At 59.8% G+C, this 24157-nt stretch carries 28 protein-coding genes; 10 read left to right on the forward strand and 18 right to left on the reverse strand.

Annotated features, from left to right (window positions below):
• The first annotated feature begins 41 nt into the window (after positions 1-41).
• The gene (locus ACR3EQ_RS05905; RefSeq protein WP_170610692.1) at positions 42-290 is read left to right on the forward strand and encodes a hypothetical protein; all 249 of its coding nucleotides are present in this window, start codon (positions 42-44) and stop codon (positions 288-290) included.
• A gap of 42 nt (positions 291-332) precedes the next feature.
• Positions 333-977, forward strand: coding sequence for an SDR family NAD(P)-dependent oxidoreductase (locus ACR3EQ_RS05910; RefSeq protein WP_480490077.1), 645 nt, complete (start codon positions 333-335; stop codon positions 975-977).
• A gap of 61 nt (positions 978-1038) precedes the next feature.
• On the opposite strand, the gene ACR3EQ_RS05915 is transcribed toward ACR3EQ_RS05910, so the two are convergent.
• The 4 genes from ACR3EQ_RS05915 to ACR3EQ_RS05930 all read right to left on the reverse strand — a co-directional run bounded on the left by ACR3EQ_RS05915 (position 1039) and on the right by ACR3EQ_RS05930 (position 3550).
• A complete protein-coding gene (locus ACR3EQ_RS05915; RefSeq protein WP_170619161.1) occupies positions 1039-1881 on the reverse strand; it encodes an ATP-binding protein in 843 nt (280 codons plus the stop codon).
• Between the two features lie 116 nt (positions 1882-1997).
• Positions 1998-2873, reverse strand: coding sequence for a twin-arginine translocase subunit TatC (tatC, locus tag ACR3EQ_RS05920; protein ID WP_170610684.1), 876 nt, complete (start codon positions 2871-2873; stop codon positions 1998-2000).
• Positions 2870-3328: a Sec-independent protein translocase protein TatB gene (gene tatB / locus ACR3EQ_RS05925; RefSeq protein ID WP_170610681.1), complete on the reverse strand. Its 459-nt coding sequence runs from the start codon at positions 3326-3328 to the stop codon at positions 2870-2872. Before tatB ends, tatC begins: the two co-directional genes overlap by 4 nt.
• Positions 3329-3334: 6 nt before the next feature.
• Positions 3335-3550 (reverse strand): twin-arginine translocase TatA/TatE family subunit, encoded by a 216-nt coding sequence (locus tag ACR3EQ_RS05930; RefSeq protein ID WP_170610679.1) that lies wholly within the window; start codon positions 3548-3550, stop codon positions 3335-3337.
• A gap of 219 nt (positions 3551-3769) precedes the next feature.
• Between ACR3EQ_RS05930 and ACR3EQ_RS05935 the strand changes: the two genes are divergently transcribed.
• Positions 3770-4075 carry a hypothetical protein gene (locus ACR3EQ_RS05935; protein ID WP_170610676.1) on the forward strand — a complete coding sequence of 102 codons (306 nt, stop codon included), beginning with the start codon at positions 3770-3772 and terminating at the stop codon, positions 4073-4075.
• A 21-nt stretch (positions 4076-4096) separates the two neighbouring features.
• Positions 4097-4768, forward strand: coding sequence for a helix-turn-helix transcriptional regulator (locus tag ACR3EQ_RS05940; RefSeq protein WP_480490080.1), 672 nt, complete (start codon positions 4097-4099; stop codon positions 4766-4768).
• A gap of 61 nt (positions 4769-4829) precedes the next feature.
• Here the strand turns inward: ACR3EQ_RS05940 and ACR3EQ_RS05945 are convergent, their stop codons facing one another.
• From ACR3EQ_RS05945 to ACR3EQ_RS05980, 8 genes are all read right to left on the reverse strand, one after another.
• Positions 4830-5993: a M23 family metallopeptidase gene (locus ACR3EQ_RS05945; RefSeq protein WP_170610969.1), complete on the reverse strand. Its 1164-nt coding sequence runs from the start codon at positions 5991-5993 to the stop codon at positions 4830-4832.
• A gap of 63 nt (positions 5994-6056) precedes the next feature.
• Positions 6057-6707, reverse strand: a complete 651-nt coding sequence (locus ACR3EQ_RS05950) for a protein-L-isoaspartate(D-aspartate) O-methyltransferase (protein ID WP_170610670.1) — start codon at positions 6705-6707, stop codon at positions 6057-6059.
• Complete coding sequence (gene surE / locus ACR3EQ_RS05955; RefSeq protein ID WP_480490081.1) at positions 6704-7486, reverse strand: 5'/3'-nucleotidase SurE; 783 nt, start codon at positions 7484-7486, stop codon at positions 6704-6706. The genes ACR3EQ_RS05950 and surE overlap by 4 nt, the downstream gene beginning before the upstream one ends.
• A gap of 121 nt (positions 7487-7607) precedes the next feature.
• On the reverse strand, positions 7608-8696 hold the full coding sequence (locus ACR3EQ_RS05960) for an ABC transporter ATP-binding protein (protein WP_170610664.1): 1089 nt from the start codon (positions 8694-8696) through the stop codon (positions 7608-7610).
• 80 nt (positions 8697-8776) lie between these two features.
• Entirely contained in the window at positions 8777-9823 is a 1047-nt protein-coding gene (locus ACR3EQ_RS05965) for a methyltransferase domain-containing protein (protein WP_170610661.1), read from the reverse strand.
• Positions 9824-9929: 106 nt separating this feature from the next.
• A complete protein-coding gene (locus ACR3EQ_RS05970) occupies positions 9930-11042 on the reverse strand; it encodes a hypothetical protein (RefSeq protein ID WP_170610658.1) in 1113 nt (370 codons plus the stop codon).
• 2 nt (positions 11043-11044) lie between these two features.
• Complete coding sequence (locus ACR3EQ_RS05975; RefSeq protein WP_170610654.1) at positions 11045-11824, reverse strand: SDR family oxidoreductase; 780 nt, start codon at positions 11822-11824, stop codon at positions 11045-11047.
• A gap of 73 nt (positions 11825-11897) precedes the next feature.
• Complete coding sequence (locus ACR3EQ_RS05980; RefSeq protein ID WP_170610651.1) at positions 11898-12260, reverse strand: nuclear transport factor 2 family protein; 363 nt, start codon at positions 12258-12260, stop codon at positions 11898-11900.
• Between the two features lie 109 nt (positions 12261-12369).
• Between ACR3EQ_RS05980 and ACR3EQ_RS05985 the strand changes: the two genes are divergently transcribed.
• From ACR3EQ_RS05985 to ACR3EQ_RS05995, 3 genes are all read left to right on the forward strand, one after another.
• Complete coding sequence (locus ACR3EQ_RS05985; protein WP_170824489.1) at positions 12370-13977, forward strand: peptide chain release factor 3; 1608 nt, start codon at positions 12370-12372, stop codon at positions 13975-13977.
• A gap of 49 nt (positions 13978-14026) precedes the next feature.
• Complete coding sequence (locus ACR3EQ_RS05990) at positions 14027-14965, forward strand: glycosyltransferase family 2 protein (protein ID WP_480490083.1); 939 nt, start codon at positions 14027-14029, stop codon at positions 14963-14965.
• 184 nt (positions 14966-15149) lie between these two features.
• On the forward strand, positions 15150-16499 hold the full coding sequence (locus tag ACR3EQ_RS05995) for a DEAD/DEAH box helicase (protein ID WP_170619159.1): 1350 nt from the start codon (positions 15150-15152) through the stop codon (positions 16497-16499).
• On the opposite strand, the gene ACR3EQ_RS06000 is transcribed toward ACR3EQ_RS05995, so the two are convergent.
• The 3 genes from ACR3EQ_RS06000 to ACR3EQ_RS06010 are packed head-to-tail and all read right to left on the reverse strand — an operon-like array spanning position 16496 to position 18509.
• A complete protein-coding gene (locus ACR3EQ_RS06000; RefSeq protein WP_170619158.1) occupies positions 16496-17398 on the reverse strand; it encodes an EamA family transporter in 903 nt (300 codons plus the stop codon). The two genes, ACR3EQ_RS05995 and ACR3EQ_RS06000, sit on opposite strands and share 4 nt — an antisense overlap.
• Before the next feature lie 21 nt (positions 17399-17419).
• On the reverse strand, positions 17420-18313 hold the full coding sequence (locus ACR3EQ_RS06005) for a fatty acid desaturase (protein WP_170610637.1): 894 nt from the start codon (positions 18311-18313) through the stop codon (positions 17420-17422).
• Positions 18306-18509 carry a DUF2061 domain-containing protein gene (locus ACR3EQ_RS06010; protein WP_170610965.1) on the reverse strand — a complete coding sequence of 68 codons (204 nt, stop codon included), beginning with the start codon at positions 18507-18509 and terminating at the stop codon, positions 18306-18308. The genes ACR3EQ_RS06005 and ACR3EQ_RS06010 overlap by 8 nt, the downstream gene beginning before the upstream one ends.
• Before the next feature lie 107 nt (positions 18510-18616).
• Here ACR3EQ_RS06010 and ACR3EQ_RS06015 point away from each other — a divergent pair, with 107 nt between their 5' ends.
• The gene (locus ACR3EQ_RS06015; RefSeq protein WP_170610635.1) at positions 18617-19495 is read left to right on the forward strand and encodes a helix-turn-helix domain-containing protein; all 879 of its coding nucleotides are present in this window, start codon (positions 18617-18619) and stop codon (positions 19493-19495) included.
• A gap of 80 nt (positions 19496-19575) precedes the next feature.
• Positions 19576-19758: a hypothetical protein gene (locus ACR3EQ_RS06020; RefSeq protein WP_170610632.1), complete on the forward strand. Its 183-nt coding sequence runs from the start codon at positions 19576-19578 to the stop codon at positions 19756-19758.
• A 3-nt stretch (positions 19759-19761) separates the two neighbouring features.
• Here the strand turns inward: ACR3EQ_RS06020 and ACR3EQ_RS06025 are convergent, their stop codons facing one another.
• The 3 genes from ACR3EQ_RS06025 to bcoG all read right to left on the reverse strand — a co-directional run bounded on the left by ACR3EQ_RS06025 (position 19762) and on the right by bcoG (position 22986).
• Complete coding sequence (locus ACR3EQ_RS06025; RefSeq protein ID WP_170610629.1) at positions 19762-20520, reverse strand: SDR family oxidoreductase; 759 nt, start codon at positions 20518-20520, stop codon at positions 19762-19764.
• Entirely contained in the window at positions 20517-21980 is a 1464-nt protein-coding gene (locus ACR3EQ_RS06030) for a carnitine 3-dehydrogenase (protein WP_170610626.1), read from the reverse strand. Before ACR3EQ_RS06030 ends, ACR3EQ_RS06025 begins: the two co-directional genes overlap by 4 nt.
• A gap of 88 nt (positions 21981-22068) precedes the next feature.
• Positions 22069-22986 carry a 3-dehydrocarnitine:acetyl-CoA trimethylamine transferase BcoG gene (bcoG, locus tag ACR3EQ_RS06035; RefSeq protein WP_170619157.1) on the reverse strand — a complete coding sequence of 306 codons (918 nt, stop codon included), beginning with the start codon at positions 22984-22986 and terminating at the stop codon, positions 22069-22071.
• Between the two features lie 131 nt (positions 22987-23117).
• On the opposite strand from bcoG, the gene ACR3EQ_RS06040 reads away from it, so the two are divergent.
• Positions 23118-24104, forward strand: coding sequence for a GlxA family transcriptional regulator (locus tag ACR3EQ_RS06040; RefSeq protein WP_170610620.1), 987 nt, complete (start codon positions 23118-23120; stop codon positions 24102-24104).
• Positions 24105-24157: the final 53 nt, after the last annotated feature.

Consider the following 24157-nt stretch of genomic DNA (forward strand, 5'->3'; position numbering starts at 1 on the left):
CCACCCGATAACAGGGGCCGGGCCCTGCCCGGCCAGAGCTTATGTCGAACTCCAAAGTGAAGGCCGCAGCCACCCAGAAGGGTGCGCTGAAAAAGGGATCTGTTTCCCTCCTTGGGGTCTTTGGCCCCTCTACGAATATGCGCGCATTGATGCGGATGTCTTCGGGCCGCGTAAAAGAAGTCAAGACCGGCAGCCGAGTGGCTTCGGGCACTATTGTTGCGATTGATGAAGACGGCGTCATGCTGCGACAAAGCGGCCAAACGCACCGGATTGCCATTCCCGGCTCGTGATCGCGACTTGACGCCCTGCGCGCACGGGTCCAAACCGCAACCATGACTGATCAGACCAAAATCGCCCTCATCACCGGGGCCTCGCGCGGGCTGGGTGCCGCTCTGGCCGAAGCGTTGGCACCCGAACACCACATTGTTGCCGTTGCCCGCACCACGGGCGGGCTTGAGGAACTGGACGACCGCATCAAGGCCAAGGGCGGCAGCGCCACTCTGGCGCCGATGGATATTGCCGATCCTAACGCCATGGCGACCGTGTGCCGGGGCATTCACGACCGCTGGGGCAAGGTCGATCTTTGGCTGCACACCGCAATCCACACCTCGGCCCTGACACCTGCGCATTTCATCGACCCCAAGGAATGGACCAAGGCGGTGAACACCAACGCCAACGCAACCTCGGTGCTGATCCCATACATCGCGCCGCTACTGGGCGAAGCCGGCCACGCCGTGTTCTTTGACGACCCCAAGGCGGGCGAGAAGTTCTTTGGCATCTACGGCGCAACCAAGGCCGCGCAGATGGCGCTGGCCCGCAGTTGGGCGGCCGAAACCGAACGGACAGGACCGCGAGTTTCCATTGTGGATCCTGCGCCAATGCCAACCGCCGTGCGCGCCCGCTTCCACCCCGGTGAAGACCGCGAAGCCTTGACCAGCACAGCGGACGAGGCCGCGCGTATTCTGGCGCTGCTATAGGAATGGCCCTGACGGGCCATGCCTCCGGCGGGGATATTTTTGGCCAGATGAAGCGAGCGGGTCAGGCGATATGAACGCCGTTGCGCCCGGCCAGATCGACGAAGAACTGCCAGGCCACGCGACCGGACCTTGCGCCACGCGTGGCCTGCCATTCAATGGCTTCGGCCCGAAGGATCTGAGCATCGACCGAAACGCCGTAGGCGGCGCAGTATTGGTCGATCATCGCCAGATACTCATCCTGATCACAGGGATGGAAACCCAGCCACAGGCCGAACCGGTCCGACAGGGAAACCTTTTCCTCGACCGCTTCGGAGGGGTTGATGGCGCTTGAGCGTTCGTTCTCGATCATGTCACGTGGCATCAAATGGCGACGGTTCGAGGTGGCATAGAACACCACGTTCTCGGGGCGGCCCTCGATACCACCATCCAGCACCGCCTTTAGCGACTTGTAGTGTTGGTCATCATGGCTGAACGACAGGTCGTCGCAGAACAGAATGAACCGGTAAGGCGCGGTCCGCAGATGGTTCAGAAGACGCGCGACCGAGCCCATGTCTTCGCGCTGCAATTCCACCAGTTTGAGATCCGGATGCTCATCCTGCAAAGTGCCGTGCACAGCTTTGACGAGGCTGGATTTCCCCATTCCCCGTGCCCCCCACAGCAAAGCGTTGTTGGCCTTGAATCCTGCAGCGAAACGGCGCGTGTTGTCCAGAAGCGTGTCGCGAGAGCGGTTGATCCCCACCAGCAGATCCAGATCGACCCTGTTGACCTGCTCGACCGGCGTCAGGCGATCCGGCTCAACATGCCAGACAAATGCCGATGCCACGGCGAAATCGGGCGCGGCCAGCGGTGCAGGTACCATACGCTCCAGCGCGTCGGCGATACGGTTCAGGGCTTGGTCGTCCATCGGCTCCTCCGGTCATCTCTGCCTGTGTCAAACCATGTTCGCCCGGGCGCAACAAGGGTCGGCAAGAAAAAGGCGCGCCAGAAACCGGCGCGCCTGATCCAATACTTTCAGCAGATTTACCTGGCGTCTTCTTCCTTTACGATCTCTTCGTCTGCTTCTTCTTCGTCGTCATAGTAGCCATCGGCGCGCAATTGCTCTTCGCGCTTTTTCTCGACCCGAGCCACCAGGAAGATCGAAATCTCGTACAACCCGTAGACCACGACGAACAGGATGATCTGAGTGATCACGTCCGGCGGTGTCACGATGGCGGCCAGCACCAGAATGCCAACGACCGCGTATTTGCGTACCGCTCCCAGCCCCTCGGCGCTGACCAGCCCGGCCTTGCCCATCAGGGTCAGCAGAACCGGCAACTGGAAGCACAGGCCAAAGGCCACGATGAACTTGATCGTCAGGTTCAGGTATTCCTGCGCTGAGCCCTGGAACACCACACTCAGCGGCGCTGCGTTTGTTCCGTCGGCCACCGCTTCGCCTTCCGCTCCGAATTGCTGGAAGCCCAGGAAAAAGTCATAGGCCAAAGGCGTGACCACGTAGAAGGCAAAGCTTGCCCCCAGCAGAAACATGAACGGCGACGCCAGCATGAATGGCAGAAAGGCGTTCTTTTCCGACCGATAAAGGCCGGGCGCCACGAACCGCCACATCTGCATCCCGATATAGGGAAAAGCCAGCATGAAACCACCCAGCAACGAGACCTTGATGGCGACAAAGAACCCTTCCTGCGGCGATATGAAAATCAGCCCGCAATCCTGTCCACGCTCGGTCAATACCTCGCACAGTGGCTGCGTCAGAAAGTTGAAGATCGGCGTGGCCACCGTAAAGCAGATGATCATACCGATCAGAAACGCCACCACGCAATGGATCAACCGTGTGCGCAGTTCGGCTAGATGCTCGATCAGTGGGGCCGAGGTATCTTCGATCTCGTCGGTCTTGGTCATGTCTTGCTTTCAGTGTTCAGCGCCGCTTCCGCCTCTTCTGCCTTGGCCAACGCGTCTGCGGCTTCTTTCGCCTTGCGGTCGGCGGCGGCACGGGCCGTTGCGGCCTGGATCTTCTTGGCCTGTTCTGCCCGTTCAGCAGCCAGTTTGCCGGTTTCGCTGTCCGGATCGAACTTGGTCGGATCCATGCTTTTGGCCATATCCTGCGCGGCCTGCTTTACCCCGTCCATGGCGGTGTTGACAGGATTGGCAGCGGCATTCAGACCCTTCTTGATCTCATTCACACCTGCCTGGTCCGCCGCTTCGTTCATGGCGCTGGAAAACTCACGCGCCATACCGCGCGCCTTGCCGACGAATCGACCGACATTGCGAAACAGAACCGGCAGGTCTTTGGGTCCCACCACGATCAGCGCAACGATGCCGATGACAAGAAGCTCGGTCCAGCCCAGATCAAACATCCGCGCTTAGACCTTGTCTTTCTCGGTCTCGGGCGTGACATCCTTGGCCAGCTCGGACGCGTCCTGTTCAATCTCTTCCGTTCCGTCCTTGACGCCTTTCTTGAACGCGGTGATGCCTTTGCCCACTTCGCCCATAAGCGAGCTGATTTTGCCGCGGCCAAACAGCACCAGCACCACGACGGCAATCAGCAGAAGGCCGGGAAGACCGATATTGTTGAGCATGTCTTTTCTCCTCTTACGTCGGCGCCACGCGCCGGAAATGTGAACTGGGTCCGTGTCTACGCCTGCAAAGCGCTCTGCAAAAGTGAGGCAGGTCAATTCCGCGCATAAATGTGAACCGGTGGCGCGTTTTTTGCGGACTCGCAATTCTTAACTGACAGGTTTATGTCAGTTGCAAAGGGCTAGGCAGAGGGCATTGAAACCTGGTCAACGGAGAATCAAATGACCCATGTTGCTGAAATCGTCACCTTTACCCTTGCTAACGGAACCACCCCGGAAGAGTTCGTGAAACTCAGCCAGGCGTCCGAGGCATTTGTCCGCGCGGCCCCCGGATTTGCCCATCGCCAACTGAGCCAGGGTGAGGATGGCCGCTGGACGGATTACGTGATCTGGACAGACATGAAGGCGGCCAAGGATGCCGCAGCGCAGTTCCCGCAGCAGGATTTTTGCGCGGGCCTGATGGCTGCCATCAACCCCGAAAGCATCCAGATGCGCCACGAGAATGTGTTATGGAACATGACCGCCTGAGGCAGGTCAGGACGGTGCGTCATGCGCCGCTCTGACCGCCTGTTCGACATCATCCAGATCCTGCGCGACGGCAAACTGCACCGCGCGCAGGACATTGCGGACCGGCTCGAGGTGTCGGTCCGCACCATTTATCGCGACATGGACACGCTGGTCGCCTCGGGCGTTCCGGTCGAGGGCGAACGCGGCGTCGGCTATATGGTGCGCGAGCAGATCACCCTGCCACCGTTGAACCTGACGCCCGCTGAACTCGAGGCGCTGAACCTCGGCATGGCGATTGTGGCCGAGGCGGCTGATCCCGACCTTAAATCCGCTGCTGAATCACTGGCCGACAAAATCGACGCCGTGCTGCCCACTCAGGTCGTGGCCGAAGCCGACAGCTGGAAGTTCGCCGTCTACCCCTTTGCCGACGCCGCGCGCGGACTGGCGCATATGGCCCCGATCCGCGCCGCAATCAAATCCCGCCAGAAACTGCGCCTGTCCTACCGCCGCATCGACGGCGTCCTGACCGATCGCGTGATCCGCCCGCTGCACATGGAATACTGGGGCCGAGTATGGACCCTCACCGCCTGGTGCGAGCTGCGAGACGGTTTCCGCGTCTTCCGTATCGATCTGATCGAGGCAGTCACACCAATGCCCGAGATCTTCCCCGACGAACCCGGCAAAAGGCTCAGCGACTACGACCCGCACAGCTGACCGGCTTCATCTTTTTCAAAATACTCCCGCCGGAGGCATGGCCCGGAACGGGCCATTTCCGTCACTTGAGGTAAGGCTCGGGATCGACGGCTTCGAACCCCTGCCGCACCTCGAAATGCACATAGGCCTCGTCACCGCCCCGCAGGGCCGCGATTTGCTGTCCTCTCCGGACCCTGTCGCCTTTCTTGACGGCAACGTCGGCAACATTGGCATAAATCGTAACCAGATCATTGCTGTGCTTCACCAGTACGATCGGAACCTGATTTGCGTCCTCCGTCACAGCAGCCACAGTCCCGGCATCAGCTGCCTTGACCGGCGCACCCGCACTCGAGGCGATGTCGATCCCCTTGTTTTTGTTCTTGTCGAACGTGCGGATGATCGTCCCGCTGACCGGCAAGGACAAGGCGGCGGTGCTGGTGTTTGTCGGCGCTTCCGCCGTCACATCAGGCGCTTCGGCCAATGGCGCAACCTCTTCGTCCGGCAAGGGCTGCGTGGCACTGGGGGGTGTTGGCGTCGGAGATCCCTGCCCCGGCTGCGTGACATTCGTTGCAGTAGTGGCCGCTGCCGCGGACCTGCGTGGCGCTGGCTGATCCTTGACCGGGATCAGCAGGTACTGGCCCTCGCGCACAGTGAAATCGGACCCAAGACCGTTCCACTCCGCCAGGGACTCCACCGGCACCTGATACAAACGCGAAATGGTATAGGCCGTTTCCCCACGCTTGACCTTGTGCCGAACCGGTTCGGGCCCCACCGGTGCAGGTGTGGGTGATACAGGCTTTGCCGGCTCCAATGTCGTGGTCTGAACACCCCCGCTCTCGGGAGCCTCATCAATGGCGGACCCGGCCAGGGCTGCAATATCGACGTTGCTGCCGCCGCCGACCGAACGCGGCAGCGCCAGAACTTCGCCATCGCGCAGAGGGTCAGTGACATTCAAACCGTTGAACCGGGCTAGTTCCAACGGAGGCAGCCCAACACGTGCGGCCACGTCATTGACGGTATCGCCGCCGCGGGCCACCGCGACCTGATAGTTGGGATAGGTGATGACCCCACGCGCGTCAGGAGCCGGACGATTGCCCGTGGCCGCCAGCGCCGCATCGGCGGTCGAAAATCCGCCTACATTGCCCCGCAGGTCATAGTCCAATGGCCCCTCGCACCCGGCAAGGATTACCAATGCCGTCGCTCCAAGGGCGCACCGGCGCATTGCTGATTTGGAAACTGCTCTCATCATGCTGTCCTCAACGCCTGCCCCTGTTTTCCGGGGTTCCGGCGCATAGTTCGGAAATATCAACTACGCCCCATCCTTCCCAAGCCCTTCCAGCAAGGGCACAAAACGGACAGGCAACAATTCATCATAGTCCAGCCCGGTTTCGGTTCGCCTGACCCGGATCAGAGTCTGAACCGCATCCGACTGGCCCACCGGCAACACCATAATACCGCCGATTTTAAGCTGCGCCAAGAGCGGCCCGGGCGGGTCTTCCGCAGCGGCGGTCACAATGATCCGATCGAACGGGGCCTGTTCGGGCAAACCATACGATCCATCCGACAGCATGGCCGTCACATTTGTCAGGCCCAGTTCACGAAACAACTCACCGGTTTCGCGCACCAGGCGCTTGTGGCGTTCAACCGTGTAGACCCGGCGCGCCAGCTTTGCCAGGATCGCCGCCTGGTAGCCGGAGCCGGTTCCTATCTCCAGAACCGTGTCCCTTGGTCGAACCTCGAGCGCCTGCGTCATAAGCCCCACGACCGACGGCTGGCTGATCGTCTGACCACATGCAATCGGCAGGGGTGTATCCTCATAGGCGCGTTCCGCGAACAGGCCCTTGACGAAGCGGCCTCGGTCGATCTGTTCCATCGCCGCCAGAACGCGCGCATCCGTCACCCCGCGTTTACGCAGGGCGAACAGGAACTGCATGGTTGTTTCAGGGTTCAGTCCGCTCATTCGATCGCCTTCAGCGCCTCCAGCGTATCATGCGCCGTCAGGTCTGCCCGCATCGGCGTGACCGAGATGTAGCCTTCCAGATTGACCGCCGCGTCGGTCCCCGGAGCAGTCGGGTTATGCTGATACCCGCCCTTGATCCACAAGAACTGCCGCCCCGAGGGCGAGCTGTGCGGTTCTACCGAAAAGCATGTGTCCCGGCGATACCCCTGCGCTGCGACACGGGTGCCCAACACTTCATTCGCAGGCACTGGTGGGAAATTCACGTTGTAGAACAACCGGTAATCGCCCTGCTCTTGCGGTGTGGCATCCAGAATGCGCCGGACAAGATCCGCGCCGAACCGGCCAGCGGCCTCGAACGGATCGTCAAGGCCCAGATTCCTGGGGCCAAAATATTGCGACAGGGCAATCGCAGGCACGCCCTGTAATGCCGCCTCCATCGCGCCGCCGATGGTCCCGGAATACAGCGTGTTCTCGGCCGAGTTGTTGCCCCGGTTGACGCCGGACAAAACCAGTTCGGGCCGCTGGTTCTTCATCACATCATGCAGGCCCGCAAGAACGCAGTCAGCGGGCGAGCCTTCGGCGGCAAAGCGACGCTCGCCCATTTTGGCGATCATCATGGGATGGGTATAGCTGATGCAATGACCAACGCCAGACTGTTCGAAGGCCGGGGCAACGACCCAAACCTCTCCGCCTGGCCCTGCCAGTTCGGCTGCAATCGCCTCAAGCGTGATCAATCCCGGCGCATTGATGCCGTCATCGTTGGTCAGAAGAATACGCATGTGCCCGAATTACCCCCGCGTTTCGCCCTTGATAGACCCAGCCCCACGCTGCGGCAAGCAATGCACGTCCGCAATCTGCGGCTTTCACGCACCACTTGGCAATAAACTGAGCCATAGCCCCTCAGACCGGGAATACGAAACACCGGTTGCGGCGAACCGTCAGCCACATGACCCGACCCGGGCTGGGTACAAAAACATTCGGAACAGTGGCTTTTAGGGTCGAGCCATCATGATCCATCTCAAACTCGACAAGGCTTTCATTGCCCAGAAAGCGCGCGCGCTGCACCACCCCACGCGCAGCAACCCCATCCGTGTGCGTCGGCAGCGGCCCCTTGCCGCCCCGGTCGAAGTCCAGTCGCACATGCTGTGGTCGAAACACTATCTCGACATCGGTGCCATCCGGGACACCCGGCGCCAGAAACTGCCCGAAAGGCGTTTCCGCCAAAGCTCCGTTCACCTGCGAACGCAACACGTTGACATCGCTGAAAAAAGCAACAGCCGCCTTGTCTGCCGGACGCGTATACACGTTATACGGCGCGCCCTGTTGTATGATCTTGCCGCGGCGCATCAGGGCAATCTCATCGGCCATACGCATCGCCTCTTCGGGCTCGTGCGTTACAAGCACCACCGCCGCGTCTTCTTCCTTGAGGATGGCCAGCGTCTCATCTCGGATGCCATCGCGCAAACGATTGTCGAGGCCCGAAAAAGGCTCGTCCATCAACATGATGCGCGGGCGCGGTGCCAGCGCGCGGGCCAGCGCCACGCGTTGCTGCTCACCACCTGACAGGTGATGCGGATACCCATCGATGAACCGCATCAGATCGACCTTGGTCAGCAGTTCCTCGACCCGGGCGCGTTTTTCCTCTTTCCGGCCTTTCAAACCGAACGCAACGTTGTCCGCCACGCTCAGATGGGGAAACAGGGCAAAATCCTGGAACATCAACCCGATCTCGCGCCGTTCCGGCGGGACACGGAAAACCGTGTCGCAGATCAGCTTGCCGTCGACGTAGATCTCGCCCGAGTCCTGCATCTCGACCCCGGCGATCATGCGCAGCGTGGTGGACTTACCACAGCCGGACGGTCCCAGCAGACATGTTACCTGCCCTGCCTGCACCGTCAGCGAGACGTTATCCACCACGACCTGACCGTCATAGCGCGCGACCAGATTGCGAATCTCCAGACGAGGAGGAGGAGCTTTCTCTACTGTCACCGACGAACCCCGTTGCCTTTCCCGATCAAATTCATCGGGCTTGGGCGGGGATAACAATCCCGCCCCTCAGGCGCAAGGGATCAGCAGCATCCACCAGAGGCGGCTTCTCCTGTGGCTTCGAACGGACTTTCGCCCCCGCAACCTTCGAAGATGCCATAGTGGATCGAGAAATCTCCAATGAACTGGAAATGCCGTGCAAAGCGCGTGTCGTTCAGCATCATCCAAGTGTTGCCGCAAACCGGGAAAACCTTGCCGGTTTCTATGGCATGGTGGTCGTCCAACTCAAACAGATGCGGCGAGTTGGGAATCGTGCCCTTGTAGATCACGGCCTGACCGTAATCCTCGCAGGCAGGTTCCAGATCAGGCAGCTTGAACAACCGGTAGGTGGCCGAAAGAAATTTCAGTGGCGCGACGCGCTCTTCCAGAACCGGATTTTCAATGGTCAGCGGACGATGCGTCACCCGGCGCGGATCACCAAACCCGGCCTTGCGCGCCATTGACAGGAAGTCGTTCCAGTACAAAGCCCCGGACAGGCACTCGCCGTACAGAACCTCATCCTCAGCCATGGCGGCAGGAACACGGCGGTCAGCGTACACGTCCGAGAAATACATCTCGCCGCCCTCTTTCAGCAGCCGATGCGCGCCACGCAGAACAGCATCCTTGTCGGTGGCCAGATTAATAACGCAGTTGGACACGATGATGTCGAACGATCCGGGCTCAAGATTCAGTTCGTCCAGCTTTTCGATGTAGCCGTGATGGAATTCCACATTGCTGGCGGCATATCCGAACGCATTCGCGTGATAGTCCTGATGCGCCCGCGCGACGTCCAGCTGTTCCGGCGTCATGTCCACGCCAACGACGCGGCCCTTTTCGCCGACCATGGCGGACAACGCATAAACGTCACGGCCCGCACCGCACCCCAGATCGAGGATCGACATTCCTTCCAGGTCCAGCGGCGCAATCAGGCCGCAGCCGTAGTACCGTGTCAGCACCTCGTCATGCACCCGGGATAGAATCTTCTTCAGATGATCCGGCATGTCATCGGGCGTGCAGCATGCGTTGGTCTGCAAATCCGAACTGCCTTGCAGGACTTCGCCATAATAGTTCTGTACCGCCTCATGCTTCATCACCGGAATCCTTTCCTCAGCCCCTGTTCAGCAGCTAGTGCAAGACCGGCTGGCGCGCAATCAGGCGACCGCCATTCTGACAAAAGCGTGAGAGCTTCTTGCCGTCTCAGCCCAGCAGTTCGAAATCCGCACCGGCGCGTATTTTTCCATTCACCTGAATCTCCAACCGGTGCATGCCCGGCACCAACCGAAAGGTGGTGGCATCGCCCTTCAGCTTGTGTTTCTTGGCCAGCCTCAGTGTGCCATCGCGCAGAACGGACTGTTTCAGCTTGTGAACCTTGGGTGAAATCTTTCCGCCAGGCCTTTGAAAGTGAATGATATAATCAACCAATACTGGCTGATCGCCTGAACCTCTCAGATCAACTGAAAACTCCAGCGCCTTACCAATCCGGGCATCCCCATGCAGGTCAACCGCAACGATCAGTTCGGCATCCGGATCATAACCCAGCATCTTCATTGCCCTTGCATGGCCCGATTTCACCAGCCCGCGCAGGGCATGAGAGGTCATCCAGCTTAGCTCTTCAGCGTTCTGTCGGCCCTCCGCCTGCCAGGTCTGCAATCGATCCAGAGCCAGGTCCGGGTCCGTTTTGGTGATATCGTTCAGATGGTTCGCCACAGACCGCGTGACATATCGTGTGTTGTCGCCGTGCAACCTGTCAAGCAGTGGCACCGGATCGCTCAACTCCAGCCCCACCGCCTGCCCCCAAGGCAATCGAGGCCGCGTGCCTTCACTGACCAGACGACGCACGTGATAACTGGAATGCAAGCACCAATCCTGCATTCTCTCGATCACAAGTTCCGGGTGGGCGTTCAAAAACGGTCTGATCGCCCATTCCATCGAGAACCGCTGCGTCAGTTCCTCAAGTACATCCAGCGCCAGATTGGGGTGGTTCAGCCCTGCCGACACCACCCAATCGCCCAAGGGCGCAAAGATGAAATCTCCGAAATCATCATCGGTCTTGTCCGGATCCAGAGGCGGCGGCAGCGCACGCAGGATCACCGGGGCCACATCAGGCAATTCACCGGGAGCTGCATGTTGCAGGCACTCGGCAATCCAGGCCATCCGCTCTTTCAACTCAAGTTCTGGCAACCGCTGCATGACACGCGCCTGAAAGGCAGGTGCGTCAAAACCAGTATCAGAAGCTGAGAATAAACCCGCAAGATAGCTGGTTTTTTCCGCGTTGAACAATTGGTCCTTAAGTGAAAACCCCTGCGCCATGCTCACATCGTCAGATTGGTGCCGCCGCCATCCAGCAGGATGTTCTGTCCAACGATGAACCCGGCATGTTGCGAGCACAAAAATGCACATGCCGCGCCGAATTCCTGCCGCGTGCCATATCGCCGGGCAGGAATGGTCGCCTCGCGTTCCGCGCGCGCCTCATCCATTGAAATCCCCTTCTGCGTCGCGACGCCGCCGTCCAGCGACACCGCGCGATCCGTGGCATGAATACCCGGCAGCAGATTGTTGATGTTAACCCCGCGCGGGGCCACCTGTCGGGACGTCCCGGCTACATAGCCCGTCAGTCCGGTCCGCGCCGCGTTCGACAAACCCAGCGCCGGGATCGGCGCGCGCACGGATTGCGAGGTAATATTCACCACCCGGCCCCAGCCTTTGTCCATCATTCCCGGCAGCAGTGCCTTCATGAACGCAATCGGCGTCAGCATGTTGCTGTCCAGCGCCTTGATAAAATCATCCCGATCCCAGTCCGACCACAATCCGGGCGGTGGCCCACCGGCATTTGTCACAAGAATATCAACACCCTGCGCGGCGTCTATCACCTGGTTCTGCCCCTCGGCCGAGGTCACGTCGCAGGCCACCGTCAGCACGTCAACGCCATGTTCCGTTCGCAACCGGGCGGCTTCGGTCTCCAAAGCATCTGCCCCGCGCGCGTTCATCACCAGATCGACACCGGCTGCGGCCAGGGCTTCGGCACAGCCAAGACCCAAACCCTTGCTACTGGCACAGACAAGTGCGCGTTTTCCACGTATTCCCAGATCCATCCGATCCTCCCCATCTGTTGTTGACCGCATGTCTAGCACCGGCCAGACAGGGAAGACCAGAAGTCAAAGCGCGTCAGTAAAAGAACTCTTCGCGCACGATCTTTCCATTGGCGACGTGATAGATGCCTACCTCTTTCATGTCGAAGCTTTCACCGCTTTCCTTGACGGTGCCCTGCACTTCAAAGATCACGGCAAAACGGTCGTCGCCGTGCGGGAACGGATCGCTGACGGATGCTCCGGACACCTCGTGCGCACTTTCCCACCATTCATGCTTGCCCCGGATCGCATCGCGGCCATGGGTTTCACGGCCCATGCCTTCCATTTCATGCGCTTCTACCGAAACAGCATCCTGCGCATAGAGTTTCTCCAAATTCTCCTTGGCCCGGTTTTCGCGGCAACCGGCAACCAGTTCGTCGGCAATCTCTTTCAAATTCATCGATCTTCTCCGAAATTTGTTCACTATATGTTCTTATTGCCATAGCGGTATGATTCGAACCAGCCCCTTTGTCTTGCCTCGGCAGGATTCCACGCCTATACGCGCGCTCATGCTTGATACCGCCTCGAACCAACCCGTATTACCGCCCGAGATTGCCCGGCGCCGGACATTTGCCATCATCTCGCACCCGGATGCGGGCAAAACAACGCTGACTGAAAAGTTCCTGTTGTACGGGGGCGCAATTCAGATGGCTGGCCAGGTGCGCGCCAAGGGTGAGGCGCGGCGGACGCGTTCGGACTTCATGCAGATGGAGAAGGATCGCGGTATCTCGGTTTCCGCCTCTGCGATGTCGTTCGATTATGGGAACTTTCGGTTCAATCTGGTGGACACGCCCGGTCACTCGGACTTCTCAGAGGATACCTATCGCACCCTGACAGCCGTGGACGCCGCCGTGATGGTGATCGATGGCGCAAAGGGCGTTGAAAGCCAGACGCAGAAACTGTTCGAGGTCTGTCGCCTGCGCGATCTGCCCATCCTGACCTTCTGCAACAAGATGGACCGCGAAAGCCGCGATACGTTCGAGATTATCGACGAAATCCAGGAAATGCTGGCCATCGACGTCACGCCCGCCGCGTGGCCTATCGGTGTCGGGCGCGACTTTATCGGCTGCTACGACATGCTGCGCGACCGGCTGGAACTGATGGACCGGGCCGACCGCAACAAGGTGGCCGAAAGCATTGAGATCAAAGGGTTGGACGACCCCAAACTGGCCAAGCATGTGCCCGAACACTTGCTGGAAAAGCTGCTGGAAGAGGTCGAAATGGCGCGCGAACTGCTGCCCGCCCTGGACCCGCAGGCGGTACTGGAAGGCCACATGACCCCGATCTGGTTCGGCTCGGCGATCAACTCGTTCGGCGTTAAGGAACTGATGGAGGGTATCGGTGCTTACGGACCGCAGCCGCAGGTTCAGTCCGCTGAACCGCGCCAGATCGCGCCCGACGAAAAGAAGGTCGCCGGGTTTGTATTCAAGGTTCAGGCCAATATGGACCCAAAGCACCGCGACCGTGTGGCGTTCGTGCGCATGGCTTCTGGCCATTTCAAGCGCGGCATGAAGCTGACGCATGTGCGATCGAAAAAACCGATGGCGATCTCGAACCCCGTCCTGTTCCTAGCCTCCGACCGCGAATTGGCGGAAGAAGCCTGGGCTGGGGACATCATCGGCATTCCGAACCACGGCCAACTTCGCATCGGCGACACGCTTACAGAAGGCGAAGCGCTGCGCGTGACCGGCATCCCATCGTTCGCTCCGGAGTTGTTACAAGGTGTTCGCGCAGGCGACCCGATGAAGGCTAAGCACCTTGAAAAGGCTCTGATGCAGTTTGCCGAAGAAGGCGCGGCCAAGGTGTTCAAACCCTCGATCGGCTCGGGTTTCATCGTAGGCGTCGTTGGCGCGCTGCAATTCGAAGTGCTCGCAAGCCGGATCGAGATGGAATATGGCCTGCCCGTGCGTTTCGAAGCGTCGCAGTTCACCAGTGCCCGCTGGGTCAGCGGCGACAAGCCCGAAGTTGAAAAGTTCGTGAATGCCAACAAGCAGCACATCGCCCATGACCACGATGGTGACATTGTCTATCTGACCCGCTTGCAATGGGACATCGACCGGGTCGTCCGCGACTATCCAGCGCTGAACCTGACGGCGACCAAAGAGATGATGACCTGAGCCCTTGCCTGCTCTAACCTGCAGGCAAGAAGGCGAAACCGGGCACGGCATGGCAAGAAAACCAACCTGGGGCATTGTGTCCACAATTCGGGGTCCGGCTCCGGATATCCTCGGATTTGCGGCCTATCACCTCGATCTGGGGCTGGACCGGATGTACCTTTTTCTGGACGAACCCAATCCGCAGGCTTTCGAAGCCCTCCGGGTCCATCCAAAGATAGACGTGTGGGTCTGTGACGCCGCATTCTGGGAAAGGCGAAAGCGGGACCGCCCGGACAAACACCAGGTGCGCCAGACAGCAAACGCCACCTACACGTACCGCAAGACAGACCTGAACTGGCTGGCCCATATCGACCTGGACGAGTTCCTTTGGCCGAAACGCCCGGTTCCAGACCTGCTGGCGCAGGTTCCAGATGACATTCCCGCCGCCCGCACCCGCCCGATCGAGGCGCTGGCGACCGGCAAAGATCTGTACAAGGCCTTTATTCCCAAAGGCCGGGGCCGCGACACGCTGGTGCAAACCCTTTATCCCACCTACGGCGCTTTTGTTCTGGGCGGTTTCCTCAGCCACATCCAGGGCAAGCTGTTCGTTCGTACCGGCATGTCGAAGATCAACTTTCGCATCCACAACCTGTTCCAAAACGGGGAAATTCTGCGCGATTGCGTGGAACTGGATGGCATGAACCTTTGCCACCGCCATGCGCCCGATTGGGAACACTGGCTGGCCCACTATCCGTTCCGGATCGCACGCGGGTCCTATCAACCCGGCATGTCCCCCAACGTCGCGCGCGAGCGTGGCGGCGTGAACATGAATGAGCTTCTGGGCATGATCGAAGCAGAAGATGGCATGGATGGGCTGCGCCGCTTTTTTGACGAGATGAGCGGCGCAGACCCCGCGACACGCACCCGGCTGGAAGATCACGGCATGATCCGGCACCGCCCCCTTGATCTGGACGCAAAAGTCGCGAAACACTTTCCCGGAACCAATTGAATTGTTGCGGAAAACTGAATACACGCCTTTAGCGCCTCCAGATTAACCGCTCTTCATTTGACCTGGTGTTACGATTTTGTTATGTCCCGCCCAAGCCGAAATGCGCATCGGGCGCATGGCCATCCGGGCCCGGCATTTTACAGACGCGCGGGCCAGGTCAAGTGTCCGCATGAACCGGACATATATGACAAAGTTTAACGAACTGAACCTGAACCCGAAGGTCCTCAAGGCTATTGAGGAAGCCGGATACGAAACACCCACTCCGATCCAGGAAGGTGCGATTCCACCTGCGCTTGAGGGCCGCGATGTGTTGGGGATCGCCCAGACCGGTACTGGCAAAACCGCCAGCTTTACCCTGCCGATGATCACCCTGCTGGCCCGTGGCCGCGCGCGTGCACGTATGCCGCGCTCGCTGGTGCTGTGTCCGACCCGGGAACTGGCCGCTCAGGTGGCGGAAAACTTCGACACCTATTCCAAGCATCTGAAACTGACCAAGGCGCTGCTGATCGGCGGTGTCAGCTTCAAGGAGCAGGAAGCGCTGATTGATCGGGGCGTCGATGTTCTGATCGCCACACCGGGGCGCCTGCTGGACCATTTCGAACGCGGCAAGCTGTTGCTGACCGGAGTGCAGATCATGGTGGTAGACGAAGCCGACCGGATGCTGGACATGGGATTCATCCCCGATATCGAACGCATCTTCTCGCTGACGCCGTTCACCCGGCAGACCCTGTTCTTCTCGGCCACCATGGCGTCCGAGATCGAACGGATTACCGACACTTTCCTGTCTGCCCCCGCACGGATTGAGGTTGCCCGTCAGGCCACTGCGTCCGAGACCATCGAGCAGGGCGTGGTCATGTTCAAAGGTGGTCGCCGCGACCGTGAAGCCAGCAACAAACGCAAGGTTCTGCGTGCGCTGATCGACTCCGAAGGCGACAAATGCACCAACGCGATCATCTTCTGCAACCGGAAGACCGACGTGGATATCTGCGCGAAATCGCTGAAGAAATACGGCTACAATGCCGCCGCCATCCATGGCGATCTGGACCAGTCGCAACGGATGAAAACACTGGACGGTTTCCGCGACGGCTCTCTGCGCCTGCTGGTCGCCTCCGACGTGGCGGCACGCGGCTTGGATATTCCATCGGTCAGCCATGTGTTCAATTTCGACGTACCGGGCCATGCCGAGGATTACGTCCACCGCATTGGCCGCACAGGCCGCGCCGGGCGTGAGGGCAAGGCCATCACGATCTGCTCGGGCCGCGATGAAAAGGCACTGGATGCGATTGAAAAACTGATCCAGAAGGATATTCCGCGCATCGACAACCCGGTCAAAGATGAACCCAAACCGGACACCCCGAAGCCCGAGAAGAAATCCAGATCTTCAGAAGGCCGAAAAAGTGAAGGCAAGCGGGAAAAAGAACCCAAACCCCGCGGGCGCAACCGTCACGAGGACAACGGCCCATCAGTCGTGGGCATGGGCGATCACCTGCCAAGCTTCATCGCCCTCAGCTTTGATGAACGCCGCGCGGGCTAGATCGCCAGCACCAACGCCAAAATTGATATTCCAAGCAAAGACATCCCGGCGATCTCACGCCGGGTGATGGTTTCGCGGAAAAACAGCAACGAAGCCAGCAGGCTGAGGATCAATTCCACCTGCCCCAAGGCTTTGACGTAGGCCGCATTTTGCAGCGTGAACGCAAAGAACCAGCAGAACGAACCACACAAGCTGGTCAGCCCGACAAAAACACCGGTTCGCCGGGTGTCCCAAACGGCCCGCAATTCGGCCCGGTCACGCCATAGCAGCCACAGTCCCATGCTGAGGAACTGAAACATGATCACGGCGGCCAGCGTGACCAGCGCGCGGAACCACGCATCCAGATCGCCCAATTGCATCGATGCACCGCGATAACTGACTGACGAAAAGGCAAAAAGCACGCCGGATCCCAACCCCAGTTGGGACGCCTTGTTGGTCAGGTGGCGCCACCACTCTCCGTCGCCGCCCGGTGTTTTGGACAACAAGAACACCGCCGCCAAACCCAGCAGGATGGCAATTAATGCCCCTGATGAAACCTGATCGCCAAGGATCAGGAAACCGACGATAGCCGTCTGAATCACTTCGGTTTTCTTAAAGGTGATACCCACAGCAAAATTGCGCTGTTTAAACAGAGCTACGACGCAGATCGTCGCCAGAATCTGAGTGGTCCCGCCAAGAACCGCAAACATCCAGAACTTCGCGGATAAATGTGGCAGTGCAAAACCGGTCGATTGCATGGCAACGATCAGGCCGATGACGGCCAGCGGCATCGAATAGGCAAACCGCGCGAATGTGGCGCCTGCCGCACTCAGTTGAATGCGGCTCAGTGATTTTTGCAGCATGAACCGCACGGTCTGAAACGCAGCGGCCGCAACGGTGACGGGAATCCATAGGCTCATGGCTTCCCTTTTGTCCTTAAATCAACCCTTTGGCCAGAGAGGATGCGCCACCGGATCTTTGGCGCTCCAGAAATACTGACGGAAGATTTGTCCGTAAGAACGATAGACATAGGCCTCGTTGCAGGCCAGATACCGTTCCTTGTTATTCCGGTAAAGCGCAGGCAGCTGATACCACGGTGTGCCCGGGTTCATATGATGAACGACGTGCAGATTGTTGTTCAGAAACAGAAAAGCCAACGGACCGCGATCTTCGACGATAACGGTTCGGGCCCGCGATTTCTCATGCGCGCGATGCTCCAGAAAAGTGCGGATCTTTACCAGTGCCAGCCCAATATAGGCCGAAATGACAAACGCCCAGACCGGCATGGCAGACGCAGCAGCAATCCACAACACCATGGCCACCCCAGGCAGATGCAATGCCCATGCCAGCAAAATGGCCGGATCGCCACGCAGCGCCCCGCGCAACTCATCGCGAAAGAACGCGGTCTGGCCAATAAGCGGCCCCAGAACCATGCGGCCCAAAAGTGTGTTATTGGCGCTGTAAACCAGCTTTTGCCAGCCGGCCAAAGACTCCCATACCTTGGGGTCCAGATAGTTGGTTTCGGGGTCATCATAGGGGTCGGTCAGTGCCGCATCACGATGATGCGCAAGATGCATATCCCGGAACCGGTTATAGGGAATGAACAATGTCAGCGGCAGCGCCATTAGCGCCTCGTTCACCCACTTGGTTCGAAACGGATGGCCATGCAAAGCCTCGTGAGTCAGGGAAGAATGCAGTGCCGCTATGACCCCCATTGCCGGGATGGCCAGCCAAAGGCTCCAGGACGCCATGAAGAAGACTGTCAGCAACCACGCCCCGTAACAGGCAAGAATCAATGCGAAAGTGCGCCACTCGGGACCGGAACGCTCAGACATCACGCCCCCATGTGATGCCGGCCCAGACACGTTCGTAAATCACATACAGGGTCAGTCCGATGGCTGTGTTGATGATTGCCAGCGTACCGCCAACTGCCGCCGATCCGGTTGCGATCAACCCGACCAGCGTCATCATTGCCAGCCCCATCGCATTCCAAACCACAGCCTTCACGACTGATCTGCGCCGTGTCTCCATTCCGTCACCCATAGTCTTGTTATGTTTCAAGATTTATCGGCAACAGAGGGGCGTGAGAATTCTGAATATGATTAACAAAACTCATCAAACGTGATATTTATTATCATATGCAGGAAAAAATCGACAAACGAGATCGCGCTGCGCAGTTTCGTCTGCGTCTGGCCCGCGCCATGGAAGAGCGCGGTGTCAGTCAAAGCGCACTGGCCCGGGGAATCGGTGTGGACCGATCCACAGTTTCACAGCTTTTGGCCGACGCGGGCGCCCGACTGCCTAACGCGCATGTAGTTGGCAGTTGCGCTTCGGCGCTTGGTGTTTCGGCGGACTGGCTGCTCAGCCTCTCCAACCGCCCTGAAAGCGCGGCAGAGCTGCTGGCCAGTTCCCTGACAATGGCCGAAGCCCCCCGCGCCCTGGTTGATGAGCGTATCTTTGAGTGGCATCAGGAGGCGGCGGGATACAAGATCCGCTATGTCCCGGCCACCCTGCCCGACATGCTGAAAACCCGTGCCGTTCTGGAATGGGAATACGCCCCCCATCTGGGTCGTACGGCCGATCAGGCGATCGGTGCGTCTGCCGACCGACTGGCGTGGATGCGCAGTGCGCAATCGGACTATGAGATCGCGATGCCGCTTTATGAAATCCACAGTTTTGCCCATGGCACGGGCTACTATCAGGATCTGCCTTTGCAGGTCCGGCTGGATCAGATCGATCATCTGCTGGAACTCTGCGAGTTGCTTTATCCACGATTGCGCATCTATCTGTTTGATGCCAAACGGCTCTATTCCGCACCAGTCACGATATTCGGCCCCCTTCTGTGCGTTTTCTACGCCGGCAGCCATTACATGGCTTTCCGCGACCGTGACCGGGTCGAGGTTTTCACCCGCCATTTCGATACCCTGATCCGCGAGGCGGACCTGACCGCCCGCGATTTTCCGGATCATCTGCGGCAATTCAGGTCAGCGATCTCAGATCCGTCTCAGACGCAGTGATGCGGCTTGATAGTTCCTGTGCTATGGTGCCTTCGCGCGAACGTTTGGGACATCCGACCACAAGACGGAGGACTACAAGAATGGACGCACTGAAAACGGCAGAATACGCACGCGCCCTCTATACCGCTCACGGCGACCGAGCCGAGGCGGAAGCCGCTCAGAAAATGCGCGAGTGCGAAGCTTCCGGTAACACACAGGAAGCTCAGGACTGGCAGGCCGTGCGCAGCGCTATTCGTCAGTTGCGTGGCCCAAATCAGGCCTGACGCTTAGACTTTGGGGTCGGGGTTGACGGTGTGACCATCCACGGCAATCACCTGCCCCGACACCAGCCTTGCCGCATCCGAGGCGAGAAAGACCGCCATATTGGCGATATCCTGCGCCTCGACGAATCGGCCCATCGAGGTGCCCGCGGCATAGCCCTGGTAAACCTGGTCGCGCGTCATTCCTTTGGCCGCGGCCTCACGCTGCAAAACGCCCTCCATTCGAGGGCCTTCGACAGCGCCCGGGCAGATTGCATTGGCGCGAATACCATGTGGCCCCAACTCCATCGCCAGCGTCTTCATCAACCCGATAACGGCCCATTTCGCCGCTGAGTAAGGTGCCCGAAACGGATACCCATATTGTCCGGCCGTCGAAGACGTCAGGATTATGCTTCCCGCCCGCGCCGATTTCATCATCGGGACCGCATGTTTGGCTGCCAGAAATGCGCCGTCCAGATTGACCGCGACACAGGACCGCCACGCGGCCAGATCGATATCCTCGATCGCGTCAGTCGGCCCTGCGATCCCCGCATTGGCGCACAGCACGTCCAGACCGCCTGCTGCACCGGCCGCCTGAAAGACGGCGCTCATGTCGTTCTCGCTGGTCACATCCGTCCAATGCGCCGTCCAGTGATCCGGCAAGGCCTGCAGCGCCGCCTGATCGATATCCGTCACCCAGACCTCATAGCCTGCCGCGTCAAACGCATCGGCCATGGCACGACCGACGCCCGCGGCGCCGGCCGTGACCAGAACCCGCCGGGTCATGACGGTTTCCGAATGGCCACACCCGCACCTTCGGGGTATGGCAGATCAGCCTGCGCGGCGGCAATTCGCGCCATCGCATCCTCAATTTCGGCCGAAGGCGCGCTGGGGCGGCGGGTTTCCAGACTGACATGCAGCAAAAAGCTCTCACCCGTTGCCAGCAGCTTGTCGCCCTCGTACATGCTGTGGAAAACGTGCAGCTTCTTGCCCTGACCCAACAGCATCTGCGTGCGCACTTCAATCTTTGCGCCCGCATGGACTTCGTCGATATAGCGAAGGTGGTTCTCAGCGGTGAAATAGCTGCCGCCCGAGGCGATGTAATCCGCGTCACAGCCAATGATCTCCATGAACCGGTCGGTCGCCGCAGCAAAAGCCTCGAGGTATTTGGCCTCGTTCATGTGACCGTTGTAATCGGTCCAGTCCAGCGGCACCGCCCGCGACAGGGTCAGGATCGGCTGGCTGAGATCCGCCTGATCCAGCGTCGGCAGCGCGCCGGGCCGCAGCATTGCGTCATGCTGGTTCAGCACTGCACCAGCCCCGTAATTCTGCAGCTTCAGCGCCCGCATCATCCCGACAAGGTTGTTGTCGCGGATACGCTCCAGTTCTCGGATTGAGTGCATCCCGGATTGCGCATCGGACTGTTCGGCGATCATGTCGACCAGTTCATCGGTAAATTCCGGCACGTCCATCAGCTTGGTCCAGGGCCATTGCAGGGCTGGTCCAAACTGCGCCATGAAATGCCGCATCCCGGCCTCGCCCCCGGCCACGCGATAGGTTTCGAACAGCCCCATCTGCGCCCAGCGGATGCCAAAGCCCATACGGATCGCCTCATCGATCTCTTCCGTGGTCGCAATGCCATCCTTGACCAGCCACAGCGCCTCACGCCAGACGGCCTCGAGAAACCGGTCTGCTATATGCGCGTCGATCTCTTTCTTGACATGCAGCGGGAAGAAGCCGACCGACGTCAGCATTTCCTTGGCCTTTGCAACAAGCTCGGGCGCGTTCTTCTCGGTCGGCACCAGTTCGATCAACGGCAGCAGATACACCGGATTAAACGGGTGCGTCACGACGATCTGCTCGGGGCGCAGTGCGCCTTCCTGCAACTCCGAAGGCTTGAAGCCGCTGGTCGAGGACCCAATGATCGCGCCCGGATCACACGCCTCCTGCAACCCCTTGTAAACCTTCAATTTCAGCTCTAGCCGCTCGGGCACGCTTTCTTGAATCCAGTCCGCACCCCTGACGGCATCGGCCATATCCTCATGAAAGCTCAGCGCCCCTTCGGCCGGCAAAGGCACATCGCTGAGTCCCGGCAACGAGCGACGTGCATTGTCCAGCACTTCGCCAATTTTGCGCTCGGCTTCCGGGTCCGGGTCGAACACCCGAACATCCCAGCCATTCAGCAGAAACCGTGCGGCCCATCCGCCGCCGATTACACCACCACCAATGATCGCCGCTGTTTTCATGTCATCCTGCCAGTTGAACGCGCATATTTCATCTTTTTCAAAATACTCCGGGGGTTTGGGGGCTGGGCCCCCAAGTATCGCTCCGTTCTCACTTCGCTACCGGAGCCCGTTTGACCAGCCCCAGCTTTTCACGCACTTCCTGCGGTCCGATCACCCGTGCACCCATGTTTTCGATGATGTTGCCCGCGCGCTCCACCAACTGCCAGTTCTCGGCAAGCACGCCTTTCTCCAGCCACAGATTGTCTTCCAGCCCGACGCGTACATTGCCGCCCGCCAGAACCGAGGCGGCAACAAAAGGCATCTCGTTCCGTCCCAGCGAGAACGCGCTGAAGGTCCAGTCATCCGGCACATTGTTCACCATCGCCATGAATGTGTTCAGATCGTCCGGCGCGCCCCAGGGGACGCCCATGCACAGCTGGACCAGGGCGTTGGGTTCCAGAATACCTTCCTTGACCAGTTGCTTGGCAAACCACAGATGGCCGGTGTCAAACGCTTCGATTTCCGGCTTCACACCCAGGTCCGTCATCATCTTGCCCATCGCGCGCAACGCGCCGGGCGTGTTTGTCATGACGTAATCGGCTTCGGCAAAGTTCATGGTGCCGCAGTCCAGCGTGCAGATTTCGGGCAGACACTCCGCAACATGCGCCACACGCTCGGACGCACCGATCATGTCCGTTGCGGCTTCATTGACAGGGAACGGGTTCTCAATCCCGCCAAACACGATGTCGCCGCCCATGCCGGCGGTCAGGTTCAGAACCGCATCAACCTCGGCATCGCGAATGCGGTCGGTGACCTCGCGATAGAGGGCCAGGTCACGCGACGGTGCGCCAGTTTCCGGGTCGCGTACGTGGCAATGCACCACCGCTGCGCCAGCCTTGGCCGCGGCAATCGCACTTTCGGCGATCTGCTTCGGCGAGCGCGGCACATGCGGGCTGCGATCCTGCGTCCCGCCCGATCCGGTGACAGCACAGGTGATGAAGACTTCGCGGTTCATTTCCAGAGGCATTGCGTTTTCCCCAAGTTATACCCGGCTTCACCTTGGGTTTTCCCCAGGCTTTTCCCCGGATTCTGATTTGCGTTGCCGCCGACTCTGACGCAGCCTTGGGAAAACACTTGCCAGAATGCGAATCGAACTTGATGAAATCCGCAAAAAACATACTTCAGCCCGAACAACGCGCCCTGAAAACGGCGGTACTGGTGCTGGACGAATGCAACACGCTCAGCTTCGCTTCGGCCGTTGATCCAATGCGCGCGGCCAACCGTCTGGCAGACCGCCCGGCCTTTGACTGGGATTACGTCACCGCAACGGCTGAACCTGCAATGCTGACCAGCGCCCTGCAGGTGCCCGGGATCCCCCTGGCCCGGCTGCAAAGCTGCGAGTTGATGATTGTCGTCGCCGGGTTCCAACTCGCCCGCCATGCCACGCCCAGCCTGCTGGCGGGCCTGCGCCGCATTGCCGGCACCGGCGCCACTATGGCCGGTATCGATGGCGGACCGTGGCTGCTGGCCGAAGCCGGTCTGCTAAACGGCCACCCTGCCACAACGCACTGGGAAGACCTCAGCAGTTTCGCCGCGCGGTTCCCCGAAGTCGACGTCCGCCCGGACCGTTTCACCGTATCGGATGGCCGCCTGACATCGGGTGGTGCGATTCCCGCGGTCGAGATGATGCTTCACATCATCGCCGCCCGCCATGGCGCCGGCTTCGCCGCGCGGGTTTCGGGCCTGTTCCTCTACGAAGGCGCGCCGCAACCTTCGAAACCCCAAAGCCGCACCGGCGCACCGCATCGCCATTCTGCCCTGACCGCCCGCGCCAATTCGCTGATGGAATCCTCGCTCGACGAACCACTGCCGCTGGCCTATATCGCCGACCGTCTGGGCACCAGTCCCCGTACCCTGCAACAACAATTCCGGCTGCGCCTGAACACCACGCCGCAGGACCACTACCTGCAATTGCGCCTGGCCGAGGCGCGCCGCCTTGTCACCGACACGGACATGCCACTGATGGATGTGGCCCTTGCCACCGGATTCGCCTCACAATCCAGCTTTGCCCGCGCCTTCCGTACGGCCCACGGCCTCTCGGCCCGTGACCTGAGGCAAGACCGGACCCAGCCCACGCATCACTGACCAAACCGGTCAATTGTTCAGAAAGACCTCGGGGAAGACACTGCTGGCGACGG

It is taken from the genome of Ruegeria sp. AN11, assembly GCF_056536005.1.